This is a genomic window from Pseudomonas sp. LTGT-11-2Z, assembly GCF_003691445.1.
Taxonomy (GTDB): domain Bacteria; phylum Pseudomonadota; class Gammaproteobacteria; order Pseudomonadales; family Pseudomonadaceae; genus Aquipseudomonas; species Aquipseudomonas monteilii.
The window spans coordinates 1,998,585-2,020,398 of the sequence record NZ_CP033104.1; the positions used below are offsets into that span (position 1 = coordinate 1,998,585).

Annotated in this window: 23 protein-coding genes; 14 read left to right on the top strand and 9 right to left on the bottom strand. The window is 63.0% G+C overall.

The features are described 5' to 3' along the window. The first annotated feature begins 21 nt into the window (after nucleotides 1-21). The 12 genes from D8767_RS09435 (at nucleotide 22) to D8767_RS09490 (ending at nucleotide 9,661) form a co-directional block, all read left to right on the top strand. Nucleotides 22-789 (top strand): heme ABC transporter permease, encoded by a 768-nt coding sequence (locus D8767_RS09435; protein ID WP_016711759.1) that lies wholly within the window; start codon nucleotides 22-24, stop codon nucleotides 787-789. Next, nucleotides 786-962, top strand: a complete 177-nt coding sequence (ccmD, locus tag D8767_RS09440; protein WP_012273475.1) for a heme exporter protein CcmD — start codon at nucleotides 786-788, stop codon at nucleotides 960-962. Before D8767_RS09435 ends, ccmD begins: the two co-directional genes overlap by 4 nt. Continuing rightward, the gene (gene ccmE, locus D8767_RS09445; RefSeq protein ID WP_016711758.1) at nucleotides 959-1,414 is read left to right on the top strand and encodes a cytochrome c maturation protein CcmE; all 456 of its coding nucleotides are present in this window, start codon (nucleotides 959-961) and stop codon (nucleotides 1,412-1,414) included. Before ccmD ends, ccmE begins: the two co-directional genes overlap by 4 nt. An 11-nt stretch (nucleotides 1,415-1,425) precedes the next feature. Further along, nucleotides 1,426-3,399, top strand: coding sequence for a heme lyase CcmF/NrfE family subunit (locus D8767_RS09450; protein ID WP_177412732.1), 1,974 nt, complete (start codon nucleotides 1,426-1,428; stop codon nucleotides 3,397-3,399). Further along, nucleotides 3,396-3,932, top strand: coding sequence for a DsbE family thiol:disulfide interchange protein (locus D8767_RS09455; RefSeq protein ID WP_016711756.1), 537 nt, complete (start codon nucleotides 3,396-3,398; stop codon nucleotides 3,930-3,932). The genes D8767_RS09450 and D8767_RS09455 overlap by 4 nt, the downstream gene beginning before the upstream one ends. After that, nucleotides 3,929-4,405, top strand: coding sequence for a cytochrome c-type biogenesis protein (locus tag D8767_RS09460; RefSeq protein WP_016711755.1), 477 nt, complete (start codon nucleotides 3,929-3,931; stop codon nucleotides 4,403-4,405). The genes D8767_RS09455 and D8767_RS09460 overlap by 4 nt, the downstream gene beginning before the upstream one ends. Next, on the top strand, nucleotides 4,398-5,591 hold the full coding sequence (gene ccmI / locus D8767_RS09465) for a c-type cytochrome biogenesis protein CcmI (RefSeq protein WP_016711754.1): 1,194 nt from the start codon (nucleotides 4,398-4,400) through the stop codon (nucleotides 5,589-5,591). Before D8767_RS09460 ends, ccmI begins: the two co-directional genes overlap by 8 nt. Nucleotides 5,592-5,603: 12 nt before the next feature. Beyond that, on the top strand, nucleotides 5,604-6,020 hold the full coding sequence (locus tag D8767_RS09470; protein ID WP_016711753.1) for a hypothetical protein: 417 nt from the start codon (nucleotides 5,604-5,606) through the stop codon (nucleotides 6,018-6,020). A gap of 418 nt (nucleotides 6,021-6,438) precedes the next feature. Then, nucleotides 6,439-7,377, top strand: coding sequence for a 2-hydroxyacid dehydrogenase (locus D8767_RS09475; RefSeq protein ID WP_016711752.1), 939 nt, complete (start codon nucleotides 6,439-6,441; stop codon nucleotides 7,375-7,377). Nucleotides 7,378-7,428: 51 nt separating this feature from the next. Further along, nucleotides 7,429-8,217 carry a PhzF family phenazine biosynthesis protein gene (locus D8767_RS09480; RefSeq protein ID WP_016711751.1) on the top strand — a complete coding sequence of 263 codons (789 nt, stop codon included), beginning with the start codon at nucleotides 7,429-7,431 and terminating at the stop codon, nucleotides 8,215-8,217. Nucleotides 8,218-8,425: 208 nt separating this feature from the next. After that, nucleotides 8,426-8,764, top strand: a complete 339-nt coding sequence (locus D8767_RS09485) for an FKBP-type peptidyl-prolyl cis-trans isomerase (RefSeq protein WP_003254365.1) — start codon at nucleotides 8,426-8,428, stop codon at nucleotides 8,762-8,764. A 234-nt stretch (nucleotides 8,765-8,998) separates the two neighbouring features. After that, nucleotides 8,999-9,661 carry a hypothetical protein gene (locus tag D8767_RS09490; protein ID WP_016711750.1) on the top strand — a complete coding sequence of 221 codons (663 nt, stop codon included), beginning with the start codon at nucleotides 8,999-9,001 and terminating at the stop codon, nucleotides 9,659-9,661. Nucleotides 9,662-9,756: 95 nt separating this feature from the next. Here D8767_RS09490 and D8767_RS09495 read toward each other — a convergent pair whose 3' ends face one another. The 3 genes from D8767_RS09495 to D8767_RS09505 form a co-directional block, all read right to left on the bottom strand. Continuing rightward, nucleotides 9,757-10,485: an aspartate/glutamate racemase family protein gene (locus D8767_RS09495; RefSeq protein ID WP_016711749.1), complete on the bottom strand. Its 729-nt coding sequence runs from the start codon at nucleotides 10,483-10,485 to the stop codon at nucleotides 9,757-9,759. A gap of 16 nt (nucleotides 10,486-10,501) precedes the next feature. Further along, on the bottom strand, nucleotides 10,502-12,034 hold the full coding sequence (locus D8767_RS09500) for an NCS1 family nucleobase:cation symporter-1 (protein ID WP_016711748.1): 1,533 nt from the start codon (nucleotides 12,032-12,034) through the stop codon (nucleotides 10,502-10,504). Nucleotides 12,035-12,490: 456 nt separating this feature from the next. Next, a complete protein-coding gene (locus tag D8767_RS09505) occupies nucleotides 12,491-12,928 on the bottom strand; it encodes an Lrp/AsnC family transcriptional regulator (RefSeq protein WP_016711747.1) in 438 nt (145 codons plus the stop codon). A gap of 133 nt (nucleotides 12,929-13,061) precedes the next feature. Here D8767_RS09505 and D8767_RS09510 point away from each other — a divergent pair, with 133 nt between their 5' ends. Together D8767_RS09510 and D8767_RS09515 are read left to right on the top strand one after the other, a co-directional pair. Then, nucleotides 13,062-13,958 (top strand): DMT family transporter, encoded by an 897-nt coding sequence (locus tag D8767_RS09510; RefSeq protein WP_016711746.1) that lies wholly within the window; start codon nucleotides 13,062-13,064, stop codon nucleotides 13,956-13,958. Between the two features lie 33 nt (nucleotides 13,959-13,991). Next, a complete protein-coding gene (locus tag D8767_RS09515; RefSeq protein ID WP_016711745.1) occupies nucleotides 13,992-14,918 on the top strand; it encodes a class I SAM-dependent methyltransferase in 927 nt (308 codons plus the stop codon). A gap of 77 nt (nucleotides 14,919-14,995) precedes the next feature. On the opposite strand, the gene D8767_RS09520 is transcribed toward D8767_RS09515, so the two are convergent. From D8767_RS09520 to D8767_RS09545, 6 genes are all read right to left on the bottom strand, one after another. Next, on the bottom strand, nucleotides 14,996-15,994 hold the full coding sequence (locus D8767_RS09520) for a sulfate ABC transporter substrate-binding protein (protein WP_016711744.1): 999 nt from the start codon (nucleotides 15,992-15,994) through the stop codon (nucleotides 14,996-14,998). 92 nt (nucleotides 15,995-16,086) lie between these two features. After that, nucleotides 16,087-16,911, bottom strand: coding sequence for an ion transporter (locus tag D8767_RS09525; protein WP_016711743.1), 825 nt, complete (start codon nucleotides 16,909-16,911; stop codon nucleotides 16,087-16,089). 45 nt (nucleotides 16,912-16,956) lie between these two features. After that, nucleotides 16,957-17,829, bottom strand: a complete 873-nt coding sequence (locus D8767_RS09530) for an urea transporter (protein WP_016711742.1) — start codon at nucleotides 17,827-17,829, stop codon at nucleotides 16,957-16,959. Nucleotides 17,830-18,015: 186 nt separating this feature from the next. Continuing rightward, nucleotides 18,016-19,431 carry a pyruvate kinase gene (pyk, locus tag D8767_RS09535; protein WP_016711741.1) on the bottom strand — a complete coding sequence of 472 codons (1,416 nt, stop codon included), beginning with the start codon at nucleotides 19,429-19,431 and terminating at the stop codon, nucleotides 18,016-18,018. Then, the gene (locus tag D8767_RS09540) at nucleotides 19,428-20,702 is read right to left on the bottom strand and encodes a glycerate kinase (protein ID WP_025754769.1); all 1,275 of its coding nucleotides are present in this window, start codon (nucleotides 20,700-20,702) and stop codon (nucleotides 19,428-19,430) included. The genes pyk and D8767_RS09540 overlap by 4 nt, the downstream gene beginning before the upstream one ends. Before the next feature lie 218 nt (nucleotides 20,703-20,920). Next, nucleotides 20,921-21,814 (bottom strand): 2-hydroxy-3-oxopropionate reductase, encoded by an 894-nt coding sequence (locus tag D8767_RS09545; protein WP_016711739.1) that lies wholly within the window; start codon nucleotides 21,812-21,814, stop codon nucleotides 20,921-20,923.

Here is a 21,814-nt window from a genome sequence, read left to right on the forward strand (position 1 = left end):
CAATACCCTGGATGTACCCTGATGAAAATAAGCTGGACGTGGTTCCACAAGCTGGGCTCCCCCAAATGGTTCTATGCCATCAGCGGCCGCATGCTGCCATGGCTGGCCGGCGCTGCCGTGCTCCTGCTGCTGGTCGGCATCACCTGGGGTCTGGCCTTCGCCCCACAGGACTACCAGCAGGGCAACAGCTTCCGCATCATCTACATTCATGTGCCGGCGGCAATGCTGGCCCAGTCCTGCTACGTGCTGCTGGCGGTGGCCGGGGTGGTGGGGCTGGTGTGGAAAATGAAAATCGCCGATGTCGCCTTGCAATGCGCCGCGCCGATCGGCGCCTGGATGACTGCCGTGGCGCTGGTCACTGGCGCCATCTGGGGCAAGCCGACCTGGGGCAGCTGGTGGGTGTGGGATGCCCGCCTTACGTCCATGCTTATCCTGCTGTTCCTGTACTTCGGCATTATTGCGTTGGGCCAGGCGATCAGTAATCGTGACAGTGCGGCCAAGGCCTGCGCGGTGCTGGCGATTGTCGGCGTGGTTAACATCCCGATCATCAAGTATTCGGTGGAGTGGTGGAACACCCTGCACCAGGGCGCCACCTTTACCCTGACCGAAAAACCGGCGATGCCCGCCGAAATGTGGCTGCCGTTGCTGTGCACGGCGCTGGGTTTCTACTGCTTCTTCGGTGCCGTGCTGCTGTTGCGCATGCGCCTTGAAGTGCTCAAGCGCGAGGCGCGCGCCAGTTGGGTCAAGGACGAAGTGTTGAACAGCCTGGGGCGGAGGGCCGCACAATGAGCTTTGCCACCTTTGGTGACTTTCTCGCCATGGGTCACCATGGCCTGTACGTGTGGTCGGCCTATGGCATCTGCCTGGCCGTGCTGGCGCTGAACGTTGCTGCGCCGCTGTTGGCCCGCCGTCGCTATCTGCAAGAAGAGGCGCGCCGTTTGCGCCGGGAGAACAACCAGTGAATCCGCAGCGCAAGAAACGCCTGTTGCTCATCGTCGGCCTGCTGGTCGGCGTCGGGGTTGCCGTCGGCTTTGCCTTGAGCGCACTGCAGCAGAACATCAACCTGTTCTACACCCCCACCCAGATCGCCAATGGCGAAGCACCGCTGGACACCCGCATCCGCGCAGGCGGCATGGTCGAGAAAGGCTCGGTGCAGCGTTCGTCCGACTCGCTGGATGTGCGCTTCGTGGTCACCGACTTCAACAAGTCGGTACCGATCACCTACCGTGGCATCCTGCCCGACCTGTTCCGCGAAGGGCAGGGCATTGTCGCCTTGGGCAAGGTCAACGCCGACGGTGTGGTGGTGGCCGACGAAGTGCTGGCCAAGCACGATGAGAAGTACATGCCGCCCGAGGTCACCAAGGCCCTCAAGGAAAGCGGCCAGGCCGCCACGGGCGGGGAGGCCAAGCCATGAACGCGGCGCTGATAATCCCCGAACTGGGCCAGCTGGCGATGATCCTGGCCATCTGCTTTGCCGCCGTACAGGCCAGTGTGCCGCTGCTCGGCGCCTGGCGTGGCGACAGCCTGTGGATGAGCCTGGCGCGGCCGGCGGCGTGGGGGCAGTTCGCCTTCCTGGCGTTTGCCTTCGCGTGTTTGACCCATGCCTTCATGACCGACAATTTCTCGGTTGCCTACGTAGCCAGCAACTCCAACAGCGCCTTGCCCTGGTACTACAAGTTCAGCGCTGTATGGGGCGCCCACGAAGGTTCGTTGTTGCTGTGGGCGCTGATTCTCGGCGGCTGGACCTTTGCCGTGTCGGTGTTCTCGCGCCAGTTGCCGCAGGTAATGCTGGCCCGCGTGCTGGCGGTGATGGGCATGATCAGCGTGGGCTTCCTGAGCTTCCTTATCATCACCTCCAACCCGTTCCAGCGCCTGCTGCCGCAAGTGCCCACCGATGGCCGTGACCTCAACCCGCTGCTGCAGGACTTTGGCCTGATCGTTCACCCGCCGATGCTGTACATGGGTTACGTGGGCTTCTCGGTGGCCTTCGCCTTCGCCATCGCTGCCTTGCTCGGCGGACGCCTGGACGCTGCCTGGGCGCGCTGGTCGCGGCCGTGGACCATCGTTGCCTGGGCCTTCCTTGGCGTGGGCATCACCCTGGGCTCGTGGTGGGCCTACTATGAGCTGGGCTGGGGTGGCTGGTGGTTCTGGGACCCGGTGGAAAACGCCTCGTTCATGCCCTGGCTGGTAGGCACCGCGCTGATCCACTCGCTGGCAGTGACCGAAAAACGCGGGGTGTTCAAGAGCTGGACCGTGCTGCTGGCCATTGCCGCGTTCTCGCTGAGCCTGCTGGGGACCTTCCTGGTGCGTTCCGGTGTGCTGACTTCGGTGCACGCCTTTGCCGCCGACCCGTCGCGGGGCATTTTCATCCTGATCTTCCTGCTGTTCGTGGTCGGTGGTTCGCTCACCCTGTTCGCCCTGCGTGCCCCGGTGGTCAAGAGCCAGGTCGGCTTCGCCCTGTGGTCGCGCGAAACGCTGCTGCTGGCCAACAACCTGGTGCTGGTGGTGGCCGCGTCGATGATTCTGCTGGGCACCTTGTACCCGCTTGTGCTCGATGCCCTCACCGGGGCCAAGCTCTCGGTCGGCCCGCCGTACTTCGATGCCTTGTTCCTGCCGCTGATGGCGCTGTTGATGGTGGTGCTGAGCGTGGGCGTGGTGGTGCGCTGGAAGGACACCCCCGGCAAATGGCTGGCCAGCATGATGACCCCGGTGCTGATCGGCAGCGCCATCCTGGCCCCTGTGGCCGGCTTTATCGTCGACGACTTCGACTGGCCGACCCTGACCGCCTTTGCCCTGGCCGCCTGGGTAGTGCTCGGCGGGCTGCGCGACATCCTCGACAAGACCCGCCACAAAGGCCTGCTCAAGGGCCTACCCGGCCTGGGCCGCAGCTACTGGGGCATGCAGCTGGCCCACCTGGGCCTGGCGGTGTGTGCGTTGGGCGTGGTGCTGTCGAGCAACAACAGCGCCGAACGCGACCTGCGCATGGCCCCGGGCGAAAGCGTGGAGCTGGGCGGTTACCACTTCCTTTTCCAGGGCGCCAAGCACTTCGAAGGGCCGAACTTCATCTCCGACAAGGGCACCGTGGTGGTCAGCCGTGATGGCCGTGAAATCACCACCCTGCACCCGGAGAAGCGGCTGTACACCGTGCAGCAGTCGATGATGACCGAAGCCGGCATCGATGCAGGCTTTACCCGCGACCTGTACGTCGCCCTGGGCGAGCCGCTGGAGAACGGCGCGTGGGCCGTGCGCGTACATATCAAGCCTTACGTTCGCTGGATCTGGCTGGGCGGTCTGCTGACTGGCCTGGGTGGGTTGCTGGCGGCCCTCGACCGGCGTTACCGCGTCAAGGTCAAGACCCGGGTGCGTGATGCCCTGGGCGTGTCTGGAGCAGTTGCATGAAGCGTTGGATCATGGTAGTCCCCCTGGCAGTGTTCCTGCTGGTGGCGGTGTTCCTCTACAAGGGGCTGTTCCTCAAGCCCGACGAGCTGCCTTCGGCAATGATCGGCAAACCGTTCCCGGCGTTTTCGCTGGCCTCGACTCAGGGCGACCGCACCCTGACCCAAGCAGACTTGCAGGGCCGCCCGGCGCTGGTCAACGTATGGGCCACCTGGTGCCCGTCGTGCAAGGTCGAGCACCCGTACCTTAACCAGCTGGCACAGCAAGGCGTGGTGATTCACGGGGTCAACTACAAGGACGACAATGCCGTCGCGCAAAAATGGCTGGCCGAGTTCCACAACCCTTATCAGCTGGATATCCGCGACGAGCAGGGCAGCCTGGGTCTGGACCTGGGCGTGTACGGCGCGCCGGAAACCTTCCTGATCGACGCCAAAGGCATCATTCGCTACAAACACGTGGGCATTGTCGATGCCACGGTGTGGCGCGAACAGCTGGCCCCGCTTTACCAGGGCCTGGTCGATGAGGCCAAGCCATGAGGCGTTGGCTGGCGGCTGTCGTGCTGGGCATGAGCCTGGCCGGCGTGGCCAAGGCGGCCATCGACACCTATCAGTTCCGCGACGAGGCCGAGCGCGAGCGCTACCAGCAACTGACCAAGGAGCTGCGCTGCCCCAAGTGCCAGAACCAGGACATCGCCGATTCCAATGCACCGATTGCCGCCGACCTGCGCCGGGAAATCTTCCGCATGCTCGGCGAGGGTAAGAGCAACCAGCAGATCGTCGACTTCATGGTCGACCGCTATGGCGACTTCGTGCGCTACAAGCCGGCGCTCAGCGGGCGTACCTGGCTGCTGTGGTTCGGCCCGGGGATTTTGCTGGCCGGCGGTTTCGTGGTGTTGGCGGTGATCGTGCGCCGGCGCCGCAGTACGGCTGTGCAGAGCGGCAATGAATTGACTGCCGAAGAACGCGAGCGTCTCGCCAAACTGCTGGAAAAAGAACAGACCCATGATTGAATTCTGGCTTAGCGCGGGCCTGCTGCTGCTCGCTGCCCTCAGCTTTTTGCTGATCCCTATTCTGCGTGGCCGTCGTCGTCAGCAGGAAGAAGACCGCACCGCCCTGAACGTGGCCCTGTACCAGGAACGCGTTGCCGAACTGGCCGCCCAGCAGGCTGCGGGCGTGCTTGACGAGGCGCAGATGACCAAGGGCCGTGACGAGGCCGCGCGCGAATTGCTGGCCGATACCGAAGGCGCCGAGGCACCGCGCCAGGGCCACTTGGGCAAGGCCCTGCCGCTGCTGGCGGCTGTGCTGGTACCGCTGATGGCGCTTGGGCTGTACCTGCATTTTGGTGCGGCCGACAAGGTGGCCCTGACCCAGGAATTCGCCGAGGCGCCCAAGTCGATGGAAGAAATGACCACGCGTCTGGAGCGCGTGGTGCAGGCCCAGCCGGATTCGGCCGAGGCCATGTACTTCCTGGGCCGCGCCTACATGGCCGAGCAACGCCCGGCTGATGCGGCGCGCACCTTCGAGCGGGCCGTGGCCCTGGCCGGCCGCCAGCCCGAGCTGCTGGGACAATGGGCTCAGGCCCTGTATTTTGCTGCTGACAAACAGTGGAGCCCGCAGTTGCAGGCGCTGACTGACGAAGCCTTGAAAGCCGACCCCAACGAAGTGACCAGCCTGGGCCTGCGCGGCATTGCTGCCTTCGAAGGTGAGCGTTACCAGGAAGCCATCGACTACTGGAAGCGCCTGCTGGCGCAGCTGCCGGAAGGTGACGCATCGCGTGACGCCCTGCAGGGCGGTATCGACCGCGCCGTCGAACGCCTGGGGGGGGCTGTGGCAGAAGCTCCACCCGCACCTGCGGCGGCTCGCCTGAAAGTGCGGGTGGAGCTGGCGGCGGCGCTGAAGGACAAGGTCAAGCCGGACGACACCGTGTTCATCTTTGCCCGCGCCAGCAATGGCCCGCCAATGCCGCTGGCGGCCAAGCGGGTGACGGTGGCGCAGTTGCCGATCGAGGTGGAGTTGTCTGATGCTGACGCGATGATGCCGCAGATGAAACTGTCGCAATTTGCCGAAGTCCAACTGGTTGCACGTGTATCGCGCGCTGGCCAGCCTACCCACGGCGAATGGATTGGCCAGGGTACGCCACTGCCCAGCGCCACCCAGGCTACCCAGCGCCTGACCATCGACAGCCCCGACCAGTAAGAGAGCAATGCCATGCACAGCACCGTCCGCCTGACCCTGATTACCCTGGCCCTGGGTTTGTCTGCGTGTACGGTGCATCAGCCGTATGAGCAGCCTGAACCCCCGATTGAACGCGTGCCGCCACAGGGGCCGGTGGTCAAGCCGTTGCCGGGCGGGCAGCCATCGACCCAACCGAGCAAGCCGGCGGCGATTCCCAAACCGATGCCGCGTACCTCGGCCAGCTTTGCGCCACCGCCTGGCGGGGCCAGCCACTGGGATCCCAAGCTGGGGGTATATGTGTTGGAGAAGCAGCCCAATACGTTCTATCGGCAGCGTACCTATTACCGATTTGATAACGGTTGGAGCTGGTCGCTGAGCCCTAATGGGCCTTGGCAGGAAACCGACAGTAGCGGTGTACCCGGTGGCTTGGGGCGCGCATTCGCTCAGTAATGCGTTTTTTGGGTTCGTCGTGAGTTTTTTGGGGTGTGCGAGATCGAGCGCCGCCCGCGCGGCGCATCGCGAGCTGCGCTCGCTCCTACGTTTGTTTCAGGCCAGTGATGCCTGTGCCAGGCGCGCGCGACCGCCTTGTTTGTACGACTCGATACTGTGCCATGCGCCAAAGCGTTCGCGCGCGAATCCCCCCAGGATTGACTGGCCCGAAACAAACGTAGGAGCGAGCGCAGCTCGCGATGCGCCGCGCGGGCGGCGCTCGATCTCCCAAGCGGCACGCCTCTAAAGGCGGACGCCCCAGCCGTTACACAATCTCATCTCACACTCCACCGATGCAGTACAGTTTCCCGCGCAATTACCGATTGACTGTACTGTACGGTGACTCCGCATAATGCCACTTCAAGAAAACGGAGGTGGCATGCGCAAGACAGTCCTGGTGCTGGTGGAAACCGTCGATGATTACCTGCCGCTGCTGGAGCAGGCCGGTTACCACCTGATCCGCGCCCCCTCACCGCAACTGCGCGCCGACGCCATCCAGCGCCATGCCAGTGGAATCGATGCCGTGCTCACGCGCGGCCCGCTGGGCCTGACGGCCGCCGAAATCGACGCGTTGCCCAACCTGCAGATCATCTGCGTGATCGGTGCCGGCTACGAGCAAGTCGACCTGGCTGCCGCCGCCGCTCGCGGCATCACCGTCACCAACGGCGCGGGTGCCAATGCCAGCGCGGTCGCCGACCACACCCTGGCCCTGGTGCTGGCACTGCTGCGCGATATTCCCCGTGCGGATGCCAGCACCCGCCGCGGCGAGTGGAACCGGGTGATCAGCCCCTCGGTGAGTGGCAAGCGCCTGGGCATTCTTGGCCTGGGGGCGGTGGGGCAGGCCATTGCCAAGCGCGCCAACCTGGGCTTCGACATGCCCGTCAGCTACCACAGCCGCACGCCGCGCAAAGGTGTGCCTTACACCTGGTACGACAGCCCGCTGCACCTGGCCGCGGCCGTCGACATCCTGGTCGTGGCCACCCCCGGTGGCGCCAATACCCAGCATCTGGTCGATGCCCAGGTACTGGAGGCGCTGGGCGGCAAGGGCTATCTGGTGAATATCGCCCGGGCCAGCGTGGTCGACACCAACGCCTTGGTGGTCGCACTGCAGCAGGGCCAGCTGGCAGGTGCCGCGCTGGATGTGTTCGATGACGAACCGGCCGTGCCCGACGCCCTCAAGACGCTTGGCAACACCGTGCTCACGCCCCACGTGGCCGGCCAATCGCCGGAGGCCGCACGCGACACGGTAACCCTGGTACTGCGTAACCTGCAGGCGTTCTTTGCAGATGAGCCCGTCTTGACCCCGGTTCGCCCGTAAACCTATATCAGCCATCTGCCTGGCAACACCCGGGCAACAAGGAGTGTGTGCATGCAACTCGACATCTTCCAGGTCGATGCCTTTTCCGCCGAACCGTTCGGTGGCAACCCGGCCGCCGTGATTCCGCTGCAAAGCTGGTTGCCGGACGATGTGCTGCAGCGCATCGCCGAAGAGAACAACCTGTCGGAAACCGCCTATTTCGTGCGCAATGGTGAAACCTACGACCTGCGCTGGTTCACCCCGACTGTAGAAGTTGACCTGTGCGGCCATGCCACGCTTGCCTCGGCCTATGTGCTGTTCGAGCAACTGGGCGAGCAGGCGCAGGTGCTGCGCTTCAACACCCGCAGCGGCGAGTTGCGCGTCAGCCGTGGCGCTGACGGGCTGCTGGCGATGGACTTCCCGGCCAAGCAGCCGGTTGCAGTGGATATCCCGGCAGGGTTGCTGCAAGCGCTGGGTTTGAACCAGGCACAGGCGTTGTACCAAAGCGACGACTATGTGGTGGTGATCGATGATGCGTTGATCCTCGACACCCTGAAGCCGGACTTCGTTGCGTTGAACACGTTCGCCGTGCGTGGTATTGCCGTGACAGCGGCAGGGCGTGGTTTTGATTTCGTCACCCGCTGGTTCGGCCCGCGGGTTGGCGTGAATGAAGACCCGGTAACCGGTTCGGCCCACACTTCGCTGGCACCGGTGTGGGCGGAGCGCTTGGGCAAGCGGGTACTCAGCTGTGAGCAGGGCGGGGCGCGCAAAGGGCAGCTGCAGTGCGAAGTGCCGGGCAATGGCCGGGTAATCATCAGCGGACGGGCGGCGTTGTACCTGCGCGGTACCGTCTACTTCTGAGGCCCGTTCAGGCATCTATACTGGCTGGCTCTTTCCCTGTTCGCCAACCAGACCAAGGAATTGACTGGCCAAGAGGTGTTCGAGCAGAACAGCTGATTGCTCATCGCGTCCCGGTTCGAATCGGCGGCATGAAACACCGTGCAAACTTGCAAAACCGGTGCATTCCTGAGAAAAGGGCGGCTTTGTTTTCCCGCGTTGGAGCGTGCCCATGAGCCAAGAATTGCAGATCATCGACCTGGTGGAGGGTGATGGCAAAGCCGCCGTCAAAGGCGCCCTGATCACCACCCAGTACACCGGCTGGCTGGCCGACGGCAGCGAGTTCGATTCGTCCTGGTCACGCGGCAAGCCGTTCCAGTGCGTGATCGGCACCGGCCGGGTGATCAAAGGCTGGGATCAAGGCCTGATGGGCATGCGCGTTGGCGGCAAGCGCAAGCTGCTGGTACCGGCGCACCTGGGTTATGGCGAACGCAGCGTGGGGGCGATTCCGCCGAATTCGGATTTGACCTTCGAGATCGAATTGCTGGAAGTGCTGACGCGGGATGATTGAGCTGCTGCATTGCAACCCCAGGTTCTTGCAGCTTACACAATTGCGCAACACCCATCCGCTAATCTGGGCCTTGCCTAGGGAACGGCATATACCTCCAGGGAGGAACCAAACGGGTTCAGGGCACTCTGACCCTCACTCGTTGCCAAGGATGGCATTCACTACAAGGGCGCCCTGCAGCTGATGGGGCGATGTGGCGGGTTGACGCGATTTTCTTTGCCACACGAGCCTGCCTTGATGAAGTTGCCAACATTCTTCCGCCGTCGCCGTCACTTGCTGCTGAGCCTGGTGCTTACGGCTGTTGCCGTACCGCTGGCGCTGGAGGCTGTCGAAAGCCGTGCGCAACCGGTGGATGGCACCCAGACCCTGGTGTTCCTGCGCCATGCCGAGAAACCGGGCGAGGGGCTGGGCCAGTTGAACTGCCAAGGCCTGAACCGTGCGCTGGACCTGGCCACTGTGTTGCCCGAGCGCTTTGGCAAGGCCGATTACGTGTTTGCTGCCAACCCTTCGCGGCATGTCGAGGAAGGCAGCAAGGACGAAAGCTACAGCTATATCCGCCCGTTGATGACCATTACCCCCAGCGCCATCCGTCTGGGCCTGCCGGTGAACATCGACTATGGCGCCAACGACACCGCCGAACTGGCTGACGAGCTGCTGAGCGACAAGTACCGCAATGCAACCATCTACGCCGCCTGGTCGCATGGTTACCTCCCGGAGTTGATCAATACCGTGGCCGGCAAGGCGCTGGGTGAAGAGCGGGTGATTACCGATGACTGGAATGGCGATGACTTCGATACCCTCTATGTACTGACCCTGACCTGGCACGACGGCAAGGCCAGCCTGCTTAGCCGCAATGTGCGCCAGGGTTTGAATGACGGTGCGCAGAGCTGCCCGACATGAGGTTGTAGTGCTGCGTTGGCCCGAATGATGAGTTGGCCTTTACCGGCCTGTTCGCAGGTTTACCCGCGAACAGGCCGGTAAAGGCAGCTAAAGATTCAGCGCCCGAAACGCATCGGCCAACCCACCACCTTCTTCGCCCGTGGGGTGGCATAGGTGCGTACCTTGGAGGTGCTCAAGCCCATGCGCACCAGCGACTCGGCAATGGTCACCGCCGCGCTAACCCCATCCACCACCGGCACGCCGGTGCGTTGGCGGATCTGCTCGTCCAGCCCGGCCATGCCGCCGCAACCCAGGCAGATCACCTCGGCCTTGTCATCACGCACGGCTCGCTCTGCCTGCTCCACGATGGCTTCCACCGCACGCTGCGGGTCTTCTTCCAGTTCCAGCACGGCCAGCCCGCTGGCCCTTACCGAGGCACAGCGTTCGTACAGCCCGGAGAGCTTCAAACGGTCCTCGATCAGTGGCACGGTGCGGTCCAGGGTGGTTACCACCGAGTAAGCATGGCCCAGGTACATCGCCGTGCTGGCGGCTGCATCGGTAATGTCCACTACCGGTACGTTCAGCAGCTCCTGCAAGCCTTCACGGCCGTGTTCACCATAGCCGGCCTGGATCACGGCGTCGTAGGGGCCTTCATAGGCCAGCACCCGGTCCATCACGGCGATGGCAGCCAGGTAACTCTCGAAATTGCCTTCCACCGACTCGGCGCCAAACCAGGGGGTGAGGCCAATGATCTCGGTGCCGGGGGTGGCGACACTGCGCGCTTGTTCGGCAATGGCCTCGGTGATGGCTTCGGTGGTGTTGACGTTGGCAATCAGAATACGCATGGGCAGTCTTCCTTGATCAATGGCTGCTGTGGTCGACGGCGATGCACTCGCCGCTGACGTCGTGGTAGTGACGGTTGCGAGGCGCGATCAGCAGGTACAGGGCGGCGGCGATGCTGGCACCGATCAGCCAGGAGAACGGCGCCACATGCTGGAAGTGGGGGACCAGCGCCAGGACGATGGCCAGCAGTGCGGCCGGCACGAAGGCTGCCACGGCGCGCAGGTTGATGCCCTTGGTGTAGTGGTAGGCACCGGCCGGGTCTTCGCTGTAGAGCTGCGGCACGTTGATGCAGCCTTTGCGCAGCAACCAGTAGTCGGACATGATCACCCCGTACAGCGGGCCGAGCAGGGCGCCCAGGCCCGACAGGAAGTACACGATCACCAATGGGCTGTTGTACAGGTTCCACGGCAGGATCAGCACCGCCACGGTGGCACTGATCAACCCGGCGCGGCGGAAGTTGAGGTGACGCGGCGCGAGGTTGCTGAGCACGAAGGCCGGGGCGACGAAGTTGGCCATGATGTTCACCGCCACCGTGACGATCAGGAAGGCCAGGCAGCCGAGTACCAGGAAGGGCGTGCTCGGGATGGCAGCGACGATCTGCGTCGGGCTGTCGATGATCTGGCCGTTGATCTGGAACTGCGCGCCGCTCAGCACCACGGTGATGATGGCGAATACCAGGATGTTCACCGGCAGGCCCCAGAAGTTGCCCACGCGAATGGTCTTGCGGCACGGCGAGGAGCGGGCGAAGTCACAGAAGTTCAGCACCAGGGTGCCGTAAATCGCCAACCACAGCGCACCGCCAGCAAAGATGTTGCGCCACATCTCGTAGCCAGTCAGCGGTGTAGCCACCGACCAGGCGATGCGCGTGTCGGCCTGGAAGTACATGAACACCGCCAGGGCCGAGACGGTCAGCAGGATCACCGGGCCGGCGAAACCCTCGTAGCGGCGCACCATCTCCATGCCGTAGGCCAGGATCACCAGCTGCACCAGCCAGATCGACACGAAGCATACCCAGCCCAGGCTTGAAAGGCCGAGGATGCTGTCATGGTCGTAGGCTGCCATGTGCGGCCACACCGCTGTCAGTAGCACGCGCAGCACCACGGAGGCGAGGTAGGTCTGGATGCCGAACCAGGCGATTGCGATGACTGCGCGAATCAGCGCCGGGATCTGCGCACCGTGGATGCCGAAGGCAATGCGGCTGATGACCGGGAACGGCACCCCGGTTTTCTGCCCCATGTAGCCGGACAGGTTCATGAAGAAGTACACCAGCGCTGCGCCAATGGCCAGCGACAGCAGAATCTGCCAGCCGCCCAGACCGAGGGCGAACAAGCCCATGGCGAACGAATAGTTGGCGATATTGTGCACATCGTTTGTCCACAACGCGAAGATGCTGTATCCACCCCAGCGGCGGCCTTCGATACGGGTAGGCGCAAGGTCGCGGTTATGCAGGCGCGGGCTCAGGGTCAGCGCTGGCTGGCTGCCGTCAAGTGTGGAAGCAGGGTGGGTGCTGGCGACGGATAGTTCAGGGGCAAGGTCGAGGCTGCTACTCATTCCGGCGGGCTCCTGATGCACATGGACTGCGATGAGCGGGCATGCGCACGGGCTCGCCATCTCGTCAGTGCAGCTTGGCATCACAGGGTTCTGGGCGCGGCGGCCGGTTTTGGTCCGGCGTCGCGGGTTCTTGTGTCTTTATGTTTTGCTTGGTTTGTATACAAAACACGAGGACACAAAAGCGAGTTCCATGCCAAGGAAAGAGCAAGCGTTAAAGGGCTATCATTTTGAATCTATGGCTTCAAAAGATAAGTTCATGAAATGTAGTAATTATAAGTTGACCAAATAAACAGGTTTAAATTTTTTAACTGATAATTAGTTGATCAAATGGTCAAAATTAGTTGCAGGGTAGTGTGTAACGTATTGGGGCGTTACCGGAGAATTTGCACACAAAAATGGCACTTAAGGTGACATTCTTGTGTACAAAAAAATAGTCAGGTTTTCCTGTGCCGCCTCTCAGTCCATCGGCGGCAACCGCCGCTTCACCGGACTCTTCTTGATGATTGCGGTGTTGGTGTCAGCCAGCACATTGATGCGGTCGAGCAGGGTGTCCAGCTGTTCCATGGAGCGCACATGCAGGCGGGCAATAAAGCAGTCCTCGCCGGTGACCTTGTCGCACTCGGTGAACTCGGGGATGGCAATGATCTGCCGCTCCACCTCCTGCAACTGCCCCGGCAGCGGGCGGATGCGTACGATGGCCTGCAACTGATAGCCAAACGCGCGTGGGTCAACCTCCACGGTGTAGCCGCGCAGCACGCCACGCTCTTCCAGCCGGCGCAGGCGCTCGCTGACGCTGGGTGCGGACAGCCCGCTCACCTGCGCCAGGGCCTTCAGCGAGCGGCGCGAATCCTCCATCAGTGCATTGATCAAGAGTTGGTCGATAGCGTCAGTCATGGTCGCCTCAATAGGTAATTCGCGTTATTTGCCTTGATAGTAAAGGCATGTAGGCCAATCTGCCTTCGTTATCCGCTGGATGGCACACCGGTATCCTTCGCATACTGTTGCCATCGTCAACGGGAGGTGTGAGATGGACAGTTCATTGCGCCGTGGCTCGCTGGAAATGGTCGCTGCCATGCTGATTTCCGGGACCATCGGCTGGTTCGTGCTGGTGTCCGGCCAGCCCGTGCTTGAGGTGGTGTTCTGGCGCTGCGTGTTCGGCGCCGTGACCTTGCTGGTGATCTGCGCCGTTTTTGGCTTTCTGCGGCCGGGAGTGATCAACCGCACGGCGTTCTTGTTGGCGATTGCCAGTGGGGTGGCGATTGTCGGCAACTGGTTACTGTTGTTTGCCTCGTACTCACGGGCGTCGATTGCCATTGGCACGGCGGTGTACAACGTGCAGCCGTTTCTGCTGGTGGGGCTGGCGGCGCTGTTCCTGGGCGAGAAAATCACCTTGGCCAAGGTGACCTGGCTGAGTGTCGCCTTCCTCGGCATGTTGGCCATCGTCAGTGCCCATGGTGCGGGGCAGGGTGGCGGTGAGGATTATCTGCTGGGAATTGCCCTGGCGCTGGGGGCGGCGCTCTTGTACGCAATCGCTGCACTGATCATCAAGCGCCTGAGTGGCACGCCGCCTCACCTGATTGCATTGATCCAGGTAACCACCGGTGTGCTGATGCTGGCACCCTGGGTCAGGCCAGGCGGGTTGCCCGGAGACGTGCCGGCGTTGGCCAGCTTGTTGACACTGGGCATGGTGCACACCGGCCTGATGTATGTGCTGCTTTACAGTGCCATCCAGCGTCTGCCCACGGCGTTGACCGGGGCGCTGTCGTTCATCTACCCGATTGCGGCGATTCTGGTGGACTGGGTGGCGTTCGGGCATCGGCTGGCGCCGCTGCAGTGGCTGGGTGTGGGTTTGATCCTGGTGGCGGCGGCGGGGATGCAGCAGGGCTGGTGGTTCCGTTCTGCACAAGTGGCGGTCAAGGGGTAGAATGGCGGCCTTTTCATTTGTTTGCGACCCACCATGACTTCGCCGATCCACACCCTTGAGCAACACCTGCTCGCCGCGTTCGACCCTGCCCCGCAGGAAACCCGCCGACTGTTTCACGGCCGTGGCCGCTGCTGGGTGGGCCTGGAGCAAGTGACGGTCGACTGGTTGCAGGGTGTGCTGTCGGTGGCCTTGTTCCGCGAGCCACCCGAAGGTCAGCTGGCTGAACTGGAAGCCATGTTGCGTGCCTTTGCCGAACGCCCGCAGTGGTCTGGCCAGGCGATCCTCATTCAGCACCGCTACCTGCCCGACAGCCCGGGCCAGTGGCTACTGGGCGAGCCGTGCCAGCAGCGTGAGGTGGTCGAGGATGGCCTGACCTACCTGCTGGACCTGGGCGTGCGGCAGAACAATGGCCTGTTCCTCGACATGCGCTACGGCCGGCGCTGGGTGCGCGAGCAGGCAGCGGGCAAGCGGGTGTTGAACCTGTTCGCCTACACCTGCGGTTTTTCGGTAGCGGCGATTGCCGGTGGCGCCGAGCAGGTGGTGAACCTGGACATGGCCAAGTCGGCGTTGTCCCGTGGCCGTGATAACCACCGCCTGAATGGCCACGATGCATCGCGGGTGGCCTACCTGGGGCATGAGCTGTTCAAATCGTGGGGCAAGGTGCGCAGGTACGGGCCTTATGACCTGATCATCATCGACCCGCCCACCTTCCAGCGCGGCAGTTTTGTGCTGACCCAGGATTACGCGAAGATCCTGCGGCGGTTGCCGGAGTTGCTGAATGCGGGGGGCACAGTGCTGGCGTGTGTGAACGACCCGGGGATCGGGCCGGAGTTTCTGATCGAGGGGATGGCTGAGCAGGCGCCGACGTTGGCGTTTGTCGAGCGGTTGGAGAACCCGCCGGAGTTTCCCGATGTGGACCCGGCGGGGGGCTTGAAGGCTTTGGTGTTCCGCCAGGTTTGATGTTGCTCTTGCCGGCCTCTTCGCGGCTAAAGCTGCTCCCACAGGGATCGCGATGAGGCCGGTAAGGCTTACCCCAGTTATTGACCGCTATAGATCTGGTCGAACACGCCACCGTCATTGAAGTGGGTTTTCTGCACGGTGCGCCAGTCACCAAAGGTTTTCTCCACCGACAGGAAGTCCACTTTCGGGAAACGGTCGGTGTACTTGGCCAGTACCGTTGCATCACGTGGGCGCAGGTAGTTGTTGGCGGCGATCTCCTGAGCTGCTGGGGACCACAGGTACTTCAGGTATTCCTCGGCCACGGCCTGGGTACCTTTCTTCGCCACGACCTTGTCGACCACGCTGACAGGTGGCTCGGCTTCGGCCGACACGCTTGGGTAAACCACTTCGAACTGGTCGCGACCGAACTCGCGGGCGATCATTTCGGCTTCGTTCTCGAAGGTGACCAGTACGTCGCCGATCTGGTTGGTCATGAACGTGGTGGTGGCAGCACGGCCACCGGTGTCCAGCACCGGCGCTTGCTTGAACAGCTTGCCAACGAAGTCACGGGCCTTGGCCTCGTCACCGCCTTGCTTGAGCACATAGCCCCAGGCGGACAGGTAGGTGTAGCGGCCGTTACCCGACGTTTTCGGGTTGGGCACGATCACTTGCACGCCGTCTTTCAGCAGGTCGGGCCAGTCTTTCAGGGCTTTCGGGTTGCCCTTGCGCACGATGAACACGGTGGCCGAGGTGAACGGCGCGCTGTTGTTCGGCAGGCGAGTTACCCAGTTGTCCGGTACCAGCTTGCCGTTGTCGGCCAGGGCGTTGATGTCGGTGGCCATGTTCATGGTGATGACGTCGGCCGGCAGGCCATCGATCACTGCACGCGCCTGCTTGCTGGAGCCACCGAAGGACATCTGCACGTTGACCTTTTCTTTGTGCTCGGCTTCCCAGTGTTTCTGGAAGGCCGGGTTGTAGTCCTTGTAGAAGTCGCGCATCACGTCGTAGGAAACGTTCAGCAGGGTAGGGGCGGCCTGGGCGAGGTTGCCCAGGGCCAGGCCTGCGGCGAGCAGCGAGGCGGTGAAGAGTTTTTTCACGTTGCTTCCTTGTTATGGTTCAGATGTTTGGCAGTAAGCCCGCGACTATAGCGTTTGGTTCCTGGGGCTTTAAAGACGAAATGGCTCTTTGCTTATTCGGTTTTCGGGAACAGCACATTCCCACACCGGGAACAGAACGCCGCGCCATGCTCATGGGTCTTCTTGCGGCAAGTCGGGCAATCATGCTGCAACTGCTCCCCGCGCATGGCATTGGCCAGCTCGGCGGTAAAGATCCCGGTCGGCACGGCAATAATCGAGTAACCAGTAATCATCACCAGCGACGACAGCACCTGGCCCAGGGGCGTCTTCGGCACGATATCGCCAAACCCCACGGTAGTGAGCGTGACGATGGCCCAGTAGATACCCTTGGGGATGCTGGTAAAGCCATGCTCCGGCCCTTCGATCACATACATCAAGGTGCCGAACACGGTTACCAAGGTCGAGACCGTGACCAGAAACACGATGATCTTCTGCTTGCTGCCGCGCAGTGCCTCCATCAGGTAATGGGCCTGCTTGAGGTACGGGCTGAGCTTGAGCACGCGGAAGATCCGCAGCATCCGGATCACCCGGATGATCAGCAGGTACTGGGCGTCGCTGTAGTACAGCGCGATGATCCCCGGCACGATCGCCAGCAAGTCGACAAGGCCATAGAAACTGAAGGCATAGCGCAGGGGCTTGGGTGAGCAGTACAGGCGGGTGAGGTACTCGGCCAGGAAGATCGCGGTAAAGCCCCATTCGATGGCGGCGAGCAGGCCGGCGTAGCCTTGGTGTATTTCGTCGATGCTGTCGAGGATCACCGTGACCAGGCTGGCGAGGATGATCAGCAGGAGGATCTTGTCGAAGCGTCTTCCAGCCACGGTGTCGGTCTGGAAGACGATAACGAAGAGCCGTTCACGCAGGCTCGCAGGGTTGTTCATTGGCTCGGTCCACAAAAACGATGAGCTGAGCCTAGGGGTTGCGTTTCAGCTGTGCAAGCGGCTGGCATTGCGCTGTCTGGGCTGGGCCAGATGGTTGCCCGCATGCATCAGCCAGCAGGCGGCGACAAAGGGCGCGGTCAGACCTGCCACAGGCAGCAGCGTGAACACCGGTTGCAGCAGCAGGGCCAAGGCAATTGCCAGCAATGTCACCCACGGCTTTTCACCCTGTCTGCTAAAGGCCAATGCTGCCAACGCGGCGTTGAAGCCATACAGGCCCAGCCACGCAGCCTGCGCGTGGTCCGCCAGCAGTGCCACCCCGCCCCCGATGGCCGAGCCGATTACTGCCCACATCGCGGCATAAGGGTTGGCGATGAACATGCCGACCATAATCAGCAATCCGGCCAAAGGTTGGTCGAGCAGGAAAATCTGGCCCACACCTCGCGCCAGGGCATACAGCGGATCGGCCTCGACGAAGCCGCTGGGCGAAGGGCTGGCGAACAGCAGCGTGGCCCAGCCCAGCAACACGAATGGCGCCGTGTAGGCGATCAGCAGCTTGCCGCCGCGCTTGCGCCACTGGTAGGTGATGATGCTGGACAGGCCGCCTGCCGCAATGATCAGCGGTGGCAGCATGACCGACCACGGCAGCACGGCGCTGATCAGCAGGCCGATGAGCACACCGTTGTAGCAGTACAGCCCGGCCTGGCGGTCGGCGCGGTCGTAACCACGGGCTTGGGCGGTGAGCAGGCCAGCCAGGGCGCCGAGCAGGGCACCACCGACCAGGTCGGGAGCGGTCAGCAGGATGGCCAGCAGGCAGCACAGGCCGCACAGGGGGTTGCGCAGCAGCAGCACCTGGCTGAAACCGTTGAGTAACGCCGTGGCCCAGTCGGGGCACGGGTTGACGAAATTTTTGGTGTACATGGGGCAGTCAGTGAGGTTGAAGGGAAGCGGTGGGCCTCTTTGGGCCTCGGGTTTTCCGCTGTTCTGTAAAGCACCACCGACCCTGTTGGAGCGGGCGTGCCCGCGAATGCGTCAGTACAGGCAACATTGTTGCCCCTGCTGGCCTCTTCGCGGGCACGCCCGCTCCCACAGGAGATGTGCAGTGGCTTAGATCAAGGTCTCGATCCGCAGCGTGTTAGTCGAGCCCGGCTTGCCAAAAGGCACACCGGCCGTGATCAACAACGTGTCGCCACGGCTGGCCATGCCTTGCGCCTGGGCAATCTCCAGCGCAGTCGACACAACCTCGTCCACCTGGCGCAGGCGGTCGTTGACCACCGAATGCACGCCCCACGCCACGCTCAGGCGGCGAGCGGTGTTCAGGTTCGGTGTCAGGTTGAGGATCGGTGCCCGTGGCCGCTCGCGTGCAGCACGCAGGGTGGAGGCGCCCGACTCGCTGTAGTTGACCAGCACTGCCACCGGCAGGATGCCGCTGATACGGCGGATGGCGCAGCTGATGGCGTCCGATACCGTGGCTTCGGCTTTTGGCCTGCCAACGTCGAGCTGGGCCTGGTAGTCCGGGCCGTTCTCCACCTGGCGGATGATCTTGCTCATCATCTGCACGGCTTCCAGCGGGTAGTCACCCGAGGCGGTCTCGGCCGACAGCATCACCGCATCGGCACCTTCGGCCACGGCATTGGCCACGTCGGTGACTTCGGCGCGGGTCGGTGCCGGCGAGAAGCGCATGGATTCGAGCATTTGCGTGGCCACTACTACTGGCTTGCCCAGTTGGCGGCAGGTGCCGATGATGCGTTTCTGGATCTGCGGCACGCTTTCGGCCGGCACTTCTACGCCCAGGTCACCACGGGCCACCATGATGGCGTCTGCCAGTTCGGCGATGGCTTGCAGCTGTTCGACGGCCGATGGTTTTTCGATCTTGGCCATCAGGTAGGCGCGGTCGCCAATCAGCTGGCGCGCTTCGACGATGTCTTCCGGGCGCTGCACGAACGACAGGGCCACCCAGTCCACGCCCAGTTCCAGGCCAAAGGCCAGGTCGCGGCGGTCTTTTTCGGTAAGCGGGGAGAGGTCGAGTACCGCTTGCGGCACGTTCACGCCCTTGCGGTCGGACAGCTCACCGCCGTTCAGCACGGTCGTGTCGATGGCGTCGGCGTGCTTGGCGGTCACCCGCAGGCGCAGGCGGCCGTCGTCCACCAGCAGGTCCATGCCCGGCTCCAGCGCGGCGATGATTTCCGGATGGGGCAGGTTGACCCGCTCGCTGTTGCCTGGCGTCGTGTCCAGGTCCAGGCGCAATGACTGACCACGCTGCAGTTGCACCTTGCCTTCGGCCAGGCGGCCAACACGCAGCTTGGGCCCTTGCAGGTCCATGAGGATGCCCAGCGGGTAGTTGAGCTGCTGCTCGACTTCGCGGATCCACTGGTAGCGCAAGGCGTGGTCAGCGTGTTCGCCGTGGCTGAAGTTGAGGCGGAAGATGTTCACACCGGCCTCGACCAGCTGGCGGATGTCGTCTTTGCCTTTGATCGCAGGGCCGAGGGTGGCGAGGATCTTTACTTTTTTATCAGGCGTCATGATTGGGCAGTCTCAAGGATCAGGATGGCGCGGAAATCGTTGACGTTGGTGCGGGTCGGTTCGGTGACGATCAGCGCATCCAGCGCGGCGAAATAGCCGTAGCCGTTGTTGTTGTCCAGTTCGTCGCTGGCCGACAGGCCCAGGGCCTCGGCGCGGGCGTAACTGCCTGGGGTCATGAAGGCACCGGCGTTTTCTTCCGAGCCATCGATGCCGTCGGTATCACCGGCCAGGGCGTACACACCCGGCAGGCCTTTCAGGCTTTCGGTAAGGCTGAGCAGGAACTCGGCGTTGCGCCCGCCACGGCCATTGCCGCGCACGGTCACGGTGGTTTCACCGCCGGACAGGATCACGCAGGGCGCCTTGAGCGGCTGGCCGTGCAGGACGATTTGCCGGGCGATGCCGGCATGGACCTTGGCCACTTCGCGCGACTCGCCTTCCAGGTCGCCGAGAATCAGCGGGCTGAACCCGGCCTGGCGGGCTTTGACCGCAGCGGCTTCAAGCGACTGCTGGGGCTTGGCGATCAACTGGAAGTGGCTGCGGGCCAGGGCCGGGTCGTCGGCTTTGACGGTTTCCGAGGCTGGGTTGTTCAGCCAGTCGATGACCGCTTGCGGCGCTTCGATGTTGTAGCGTTTGAGGATGGCCAGGGCATCGGCCGAGGTGCTCGGGTCGGCCACGGTGGGGCCGGAGGCGATGACGGTTGCCAGGTCGCCCGGTACATCGGAAATCGCATAGGTGTAAACGGTGGCAGGCCAGCAGGCCTTGGCCAGGCGGCCGCCTTTGATCGCCGAGAGGTGCTTGCGTACGCAATTCATCTCGCCGATGGTGGCGCCGGATTTGAGCAGTGCCTTGTTGATCTGCTGCTTGTCGGCCAGGGTCAGGCCCTCGGCCGGCAGCGCCAGCAGGGCGGAGCCCCCGCCAGACAGCAGGAAGATGACGCGGTCGTCTTCGTTGAGGTTGCTGACCAGGTCCAGCACGCGCTTGGCCACGGCCAGGCCGGCGGCGTCGGGGACCGGGTGGGCGGCTTCGACCACTTCGATTTTTTGGCAATTGGCGCCGTGGCCGTAGCGGGTGACGACCAGGCCAGAGACTTCGCCCTGCCAGCTTTTCTCGACCACTTCGGCCATGGCGGCTGCGGCCTTGCCGGCGCCGATGACAATCACCCGGCCGCTACGGTCGGCGGGCAGGTAGGGTTCGAGTACTTGACGAGGGTGGGCGGCAGCGATGGCTGTGTCGAACAGCTCGCGGAGAATTTTTTGCGGATCGACCGACATGGCAGGCTCCCAGATTATTGTTGTTCTGCAGAATCAAAAACGCCCCTGGAACTGCCTCCGTGCAGGCCGAACCAGGGGCGGGTGTTGCTCGGTGTCACTGGCTGACCCGTGGTCGCAGGTCAGTCAGCGTGTGCTTCAATCGCGCGCTTTGCTCGCTCCTACGGGCCTTACGCTGATCCTGTAGGAGCGAGCGCAGCTCGCGATGAGGCCGGTAGGTTTTATTGGTCGTCGCGGATCGAGAAGTTGGCCATGTGCTCCAGGCCTTTGATCAGCGCCGAGTGGTCCCAGTTGCCGCCGCCCAGCGCCTGGCAGGTGTTGAACACTTGCTGGGCATTGGAGGTGTTGGGCAGGTTGATGCCCAGCTCCTTGGCACCTTGCAGGGCCAGGTTCAGGTCTTTCTGGTGCAGGTTGATGCGGAAGCCCGGGTCGAAGGTGCCTTTGATCATGCGCTCGGCATGCACTTCGAGGATCTTCGACGAAGCGAAGCCGCCCATCAGGGCTTCACGCACCTTGGCCGGGTCGGCGCCGTTCTTGGCAGCGAACAGCAGGGCTTCGGCAACAGCCTGGATGTTCAGGGCAACGATGATCTGGTTGGCCACCTTGGCAGTCTGGCCGTCGCCGTTACCACCCACGCGGGTGATGTTCTTGCCCATGGCTTCGAACAGCGGCAGAGCGCGCTCGAAGGCTTTCGGGCAGCCACCGACCATGATGCTCAGGGTCGCGGCTTTGGCACCGACTTCACCGCCGGATACCGGAGCGTCCAGGTAGGCGGCGCCGGTAGCCTTGATTTTTTCGGCGAAGGCTTTGGTGGCGGTAGGGGAGATCGAGCTCATGTCGATCACCACCTTGTTCGGGCCCACACCTTCGGCCACGCCGTTTTCACCGAACAGGACGCTTTCGACCTGCGGGGTGTCCGGGACCATGACGATGATGAATTCGGCTTCCTGGGCCACTTCCTTCGGATTGGCCAGGGCCACTGCACCGGCGGCGATCAGCTCGGCTGGCGCGGCGTCGTGATGGGTGGAAACGAACAGGCTGTGACCTGCTTTTTGCAGGTTCTGGGCCATGGGCTTGCCCATGATGCCGGTGCCGATGAAACCGATTTTAGCCAT

What these genes read in the sequence shown, in the direction of transcription:
- pyk (WP_016711741.1), bottom strand. Translation starts at nt 19,431, where the DNA reads ATGACGCCTGATAAAAAAGTAAAGATCCTCGCCACCCTCGGCCCTGCG.
- D8767_RS09435 (WP_016711759.1), top strand. Translation starts at nt 22, where the DNA reads ATGAAAATAAGCTGGACGTGGTTCCACAAGCTGGGCTCCCCCAAATGG.
- D8767_RS09510 (WP_016711746.1), top strand. Translation starts at nt 13,062, where the DNA reads ATGGACAGTTCATTGCGCCGTGGCTCGCTGGAAATGGTCGCTGCCATG.
- D8767_RS09460 (WP_016711755.1), top strand. Translation starts at nt 3,929, where the DNA reads ATGAGGCGTTGGCTGGCGGCTGTCGTGCTGGGCATGAGCCTGGCCGGC.
- ccmD (WP_012273475.1), top strand. Translation starts at nt 786, where the DNA reads ATGAGCTTTGCCACCTTTGGTGACTTTCTCGCCATGGGTCACCATGGC.
- D8767_RS09515 (WP_016711745.1), top strand. Translation starts at nt 13,992, where the DNA reads ATGACTTCGCCGATCCACACCCTTGAGCAACACCTGCTCGCCGCGTTC.
- D8767_RS09545 (WP_016711739.1), bottom strand. Translation starts at nt 21,814, where the DNA reads ATGGCTAAAATCGGTTTCATCGGCACCGGCATCATGGGCAAGCCCATG.
- ccmI (WP_016711754.1), top strand. Translation starts at nt 4,398, where the DNA reads ATGATTGAATTCTGGCTTAGCGCGGGCCTGCTGCTGCTCGCTGCCCTC.
- D8767_RS09485 (WP_003254365.1), top strand. Translation starts at nt 8,426, where the DNA reads ATGAGCCAAGAATTGCAGATCATCGACCTGGTGGAGGGTGATGGCAAA.
- D8767_RS09470 (WP_016711753.1), top strand. Translation starts at nt 5,604, where the DNA reads ATGCACAGCACCGTCCGCCTGACCCTGATTACCCTGGCCCTGGGTTTG.
- D8767_RS09480 (WP_016711751.1), top strand. Translation starts at nt 7,429, where the DNA reads ATGCAACTCGACATCTTCCAGGTCGATGCCTTTTCCGCCGAACCGTTC.
- D8767_RS09475 (WP_016711752.1), top strand. Translation starts at nt 6,439, where the DNA reads ATGCGCAAGACAGTCCTGGTGCTGGTGGAAACCGTCGATGATTACCTG.
- D8767_RS09525 (WP_016711743.1), bottom strand. Translation starts at nt 16,911, where the DNA reads ATGAACAACCCTGCGAGCCTGCGTGAACGGCTCTTCGTTATCGTCTTC.
- D8767_RS09455 (WP_016711756.1), top strand. Translation starts at nt 3,396, where the DNA reads ATGAAGCGTTGGATCATGGTAGTCCCCCTGGCAGTGTTCCTGCTGGTG.
- D8767_RS09540 (WP_025754769.1), bottom strand. Translation starts at nt 20,702, where the DNA reads ATGTCGGTCGATCCGCAAAAAATTCTCCGCGAGCTGTTCGACACAGCC.
- D8767_RS09500 (WP_016711748.1), bottom strand. Translation starts at nt 12,034, where the DNA reads ATGAGTAGCAGCCTCGACCTTGCCCCTGAACTATCCGTCGCCAGCACC.
- D8767_RS09490 (WP_016711750.1), top strand. Translation starts at nt 8,999, where the DNA reads ATGAAGTTGCCAACATTCTTCCGCCGTCGCCGTCACTTGCTGCTGAGC.
- D8767_RS09495 (WP_016711749.1), bottom strand. Translation starts at nt 10,485, where the DNA reads ATGCGTATTCTGATTGCCAACGTCAACACCACCGAAGCCATCACCGAG.
- D8767_RS09530 (WP_016711742.1), bottom strand. Translation starts at nt 17,829, where the DNA reads ATGTACACCAAAAATTTCGTCAACCCGTGCCCCGACTGGGCCACGGCG.
- D8767_RS09505 (WP_016711747.1), bottom strand. Translation starts at nt 12,928, where the DNA reads ATGACTGACGCTATCGACCAACTCTTGATCAATGCACTGATGGAGGAT.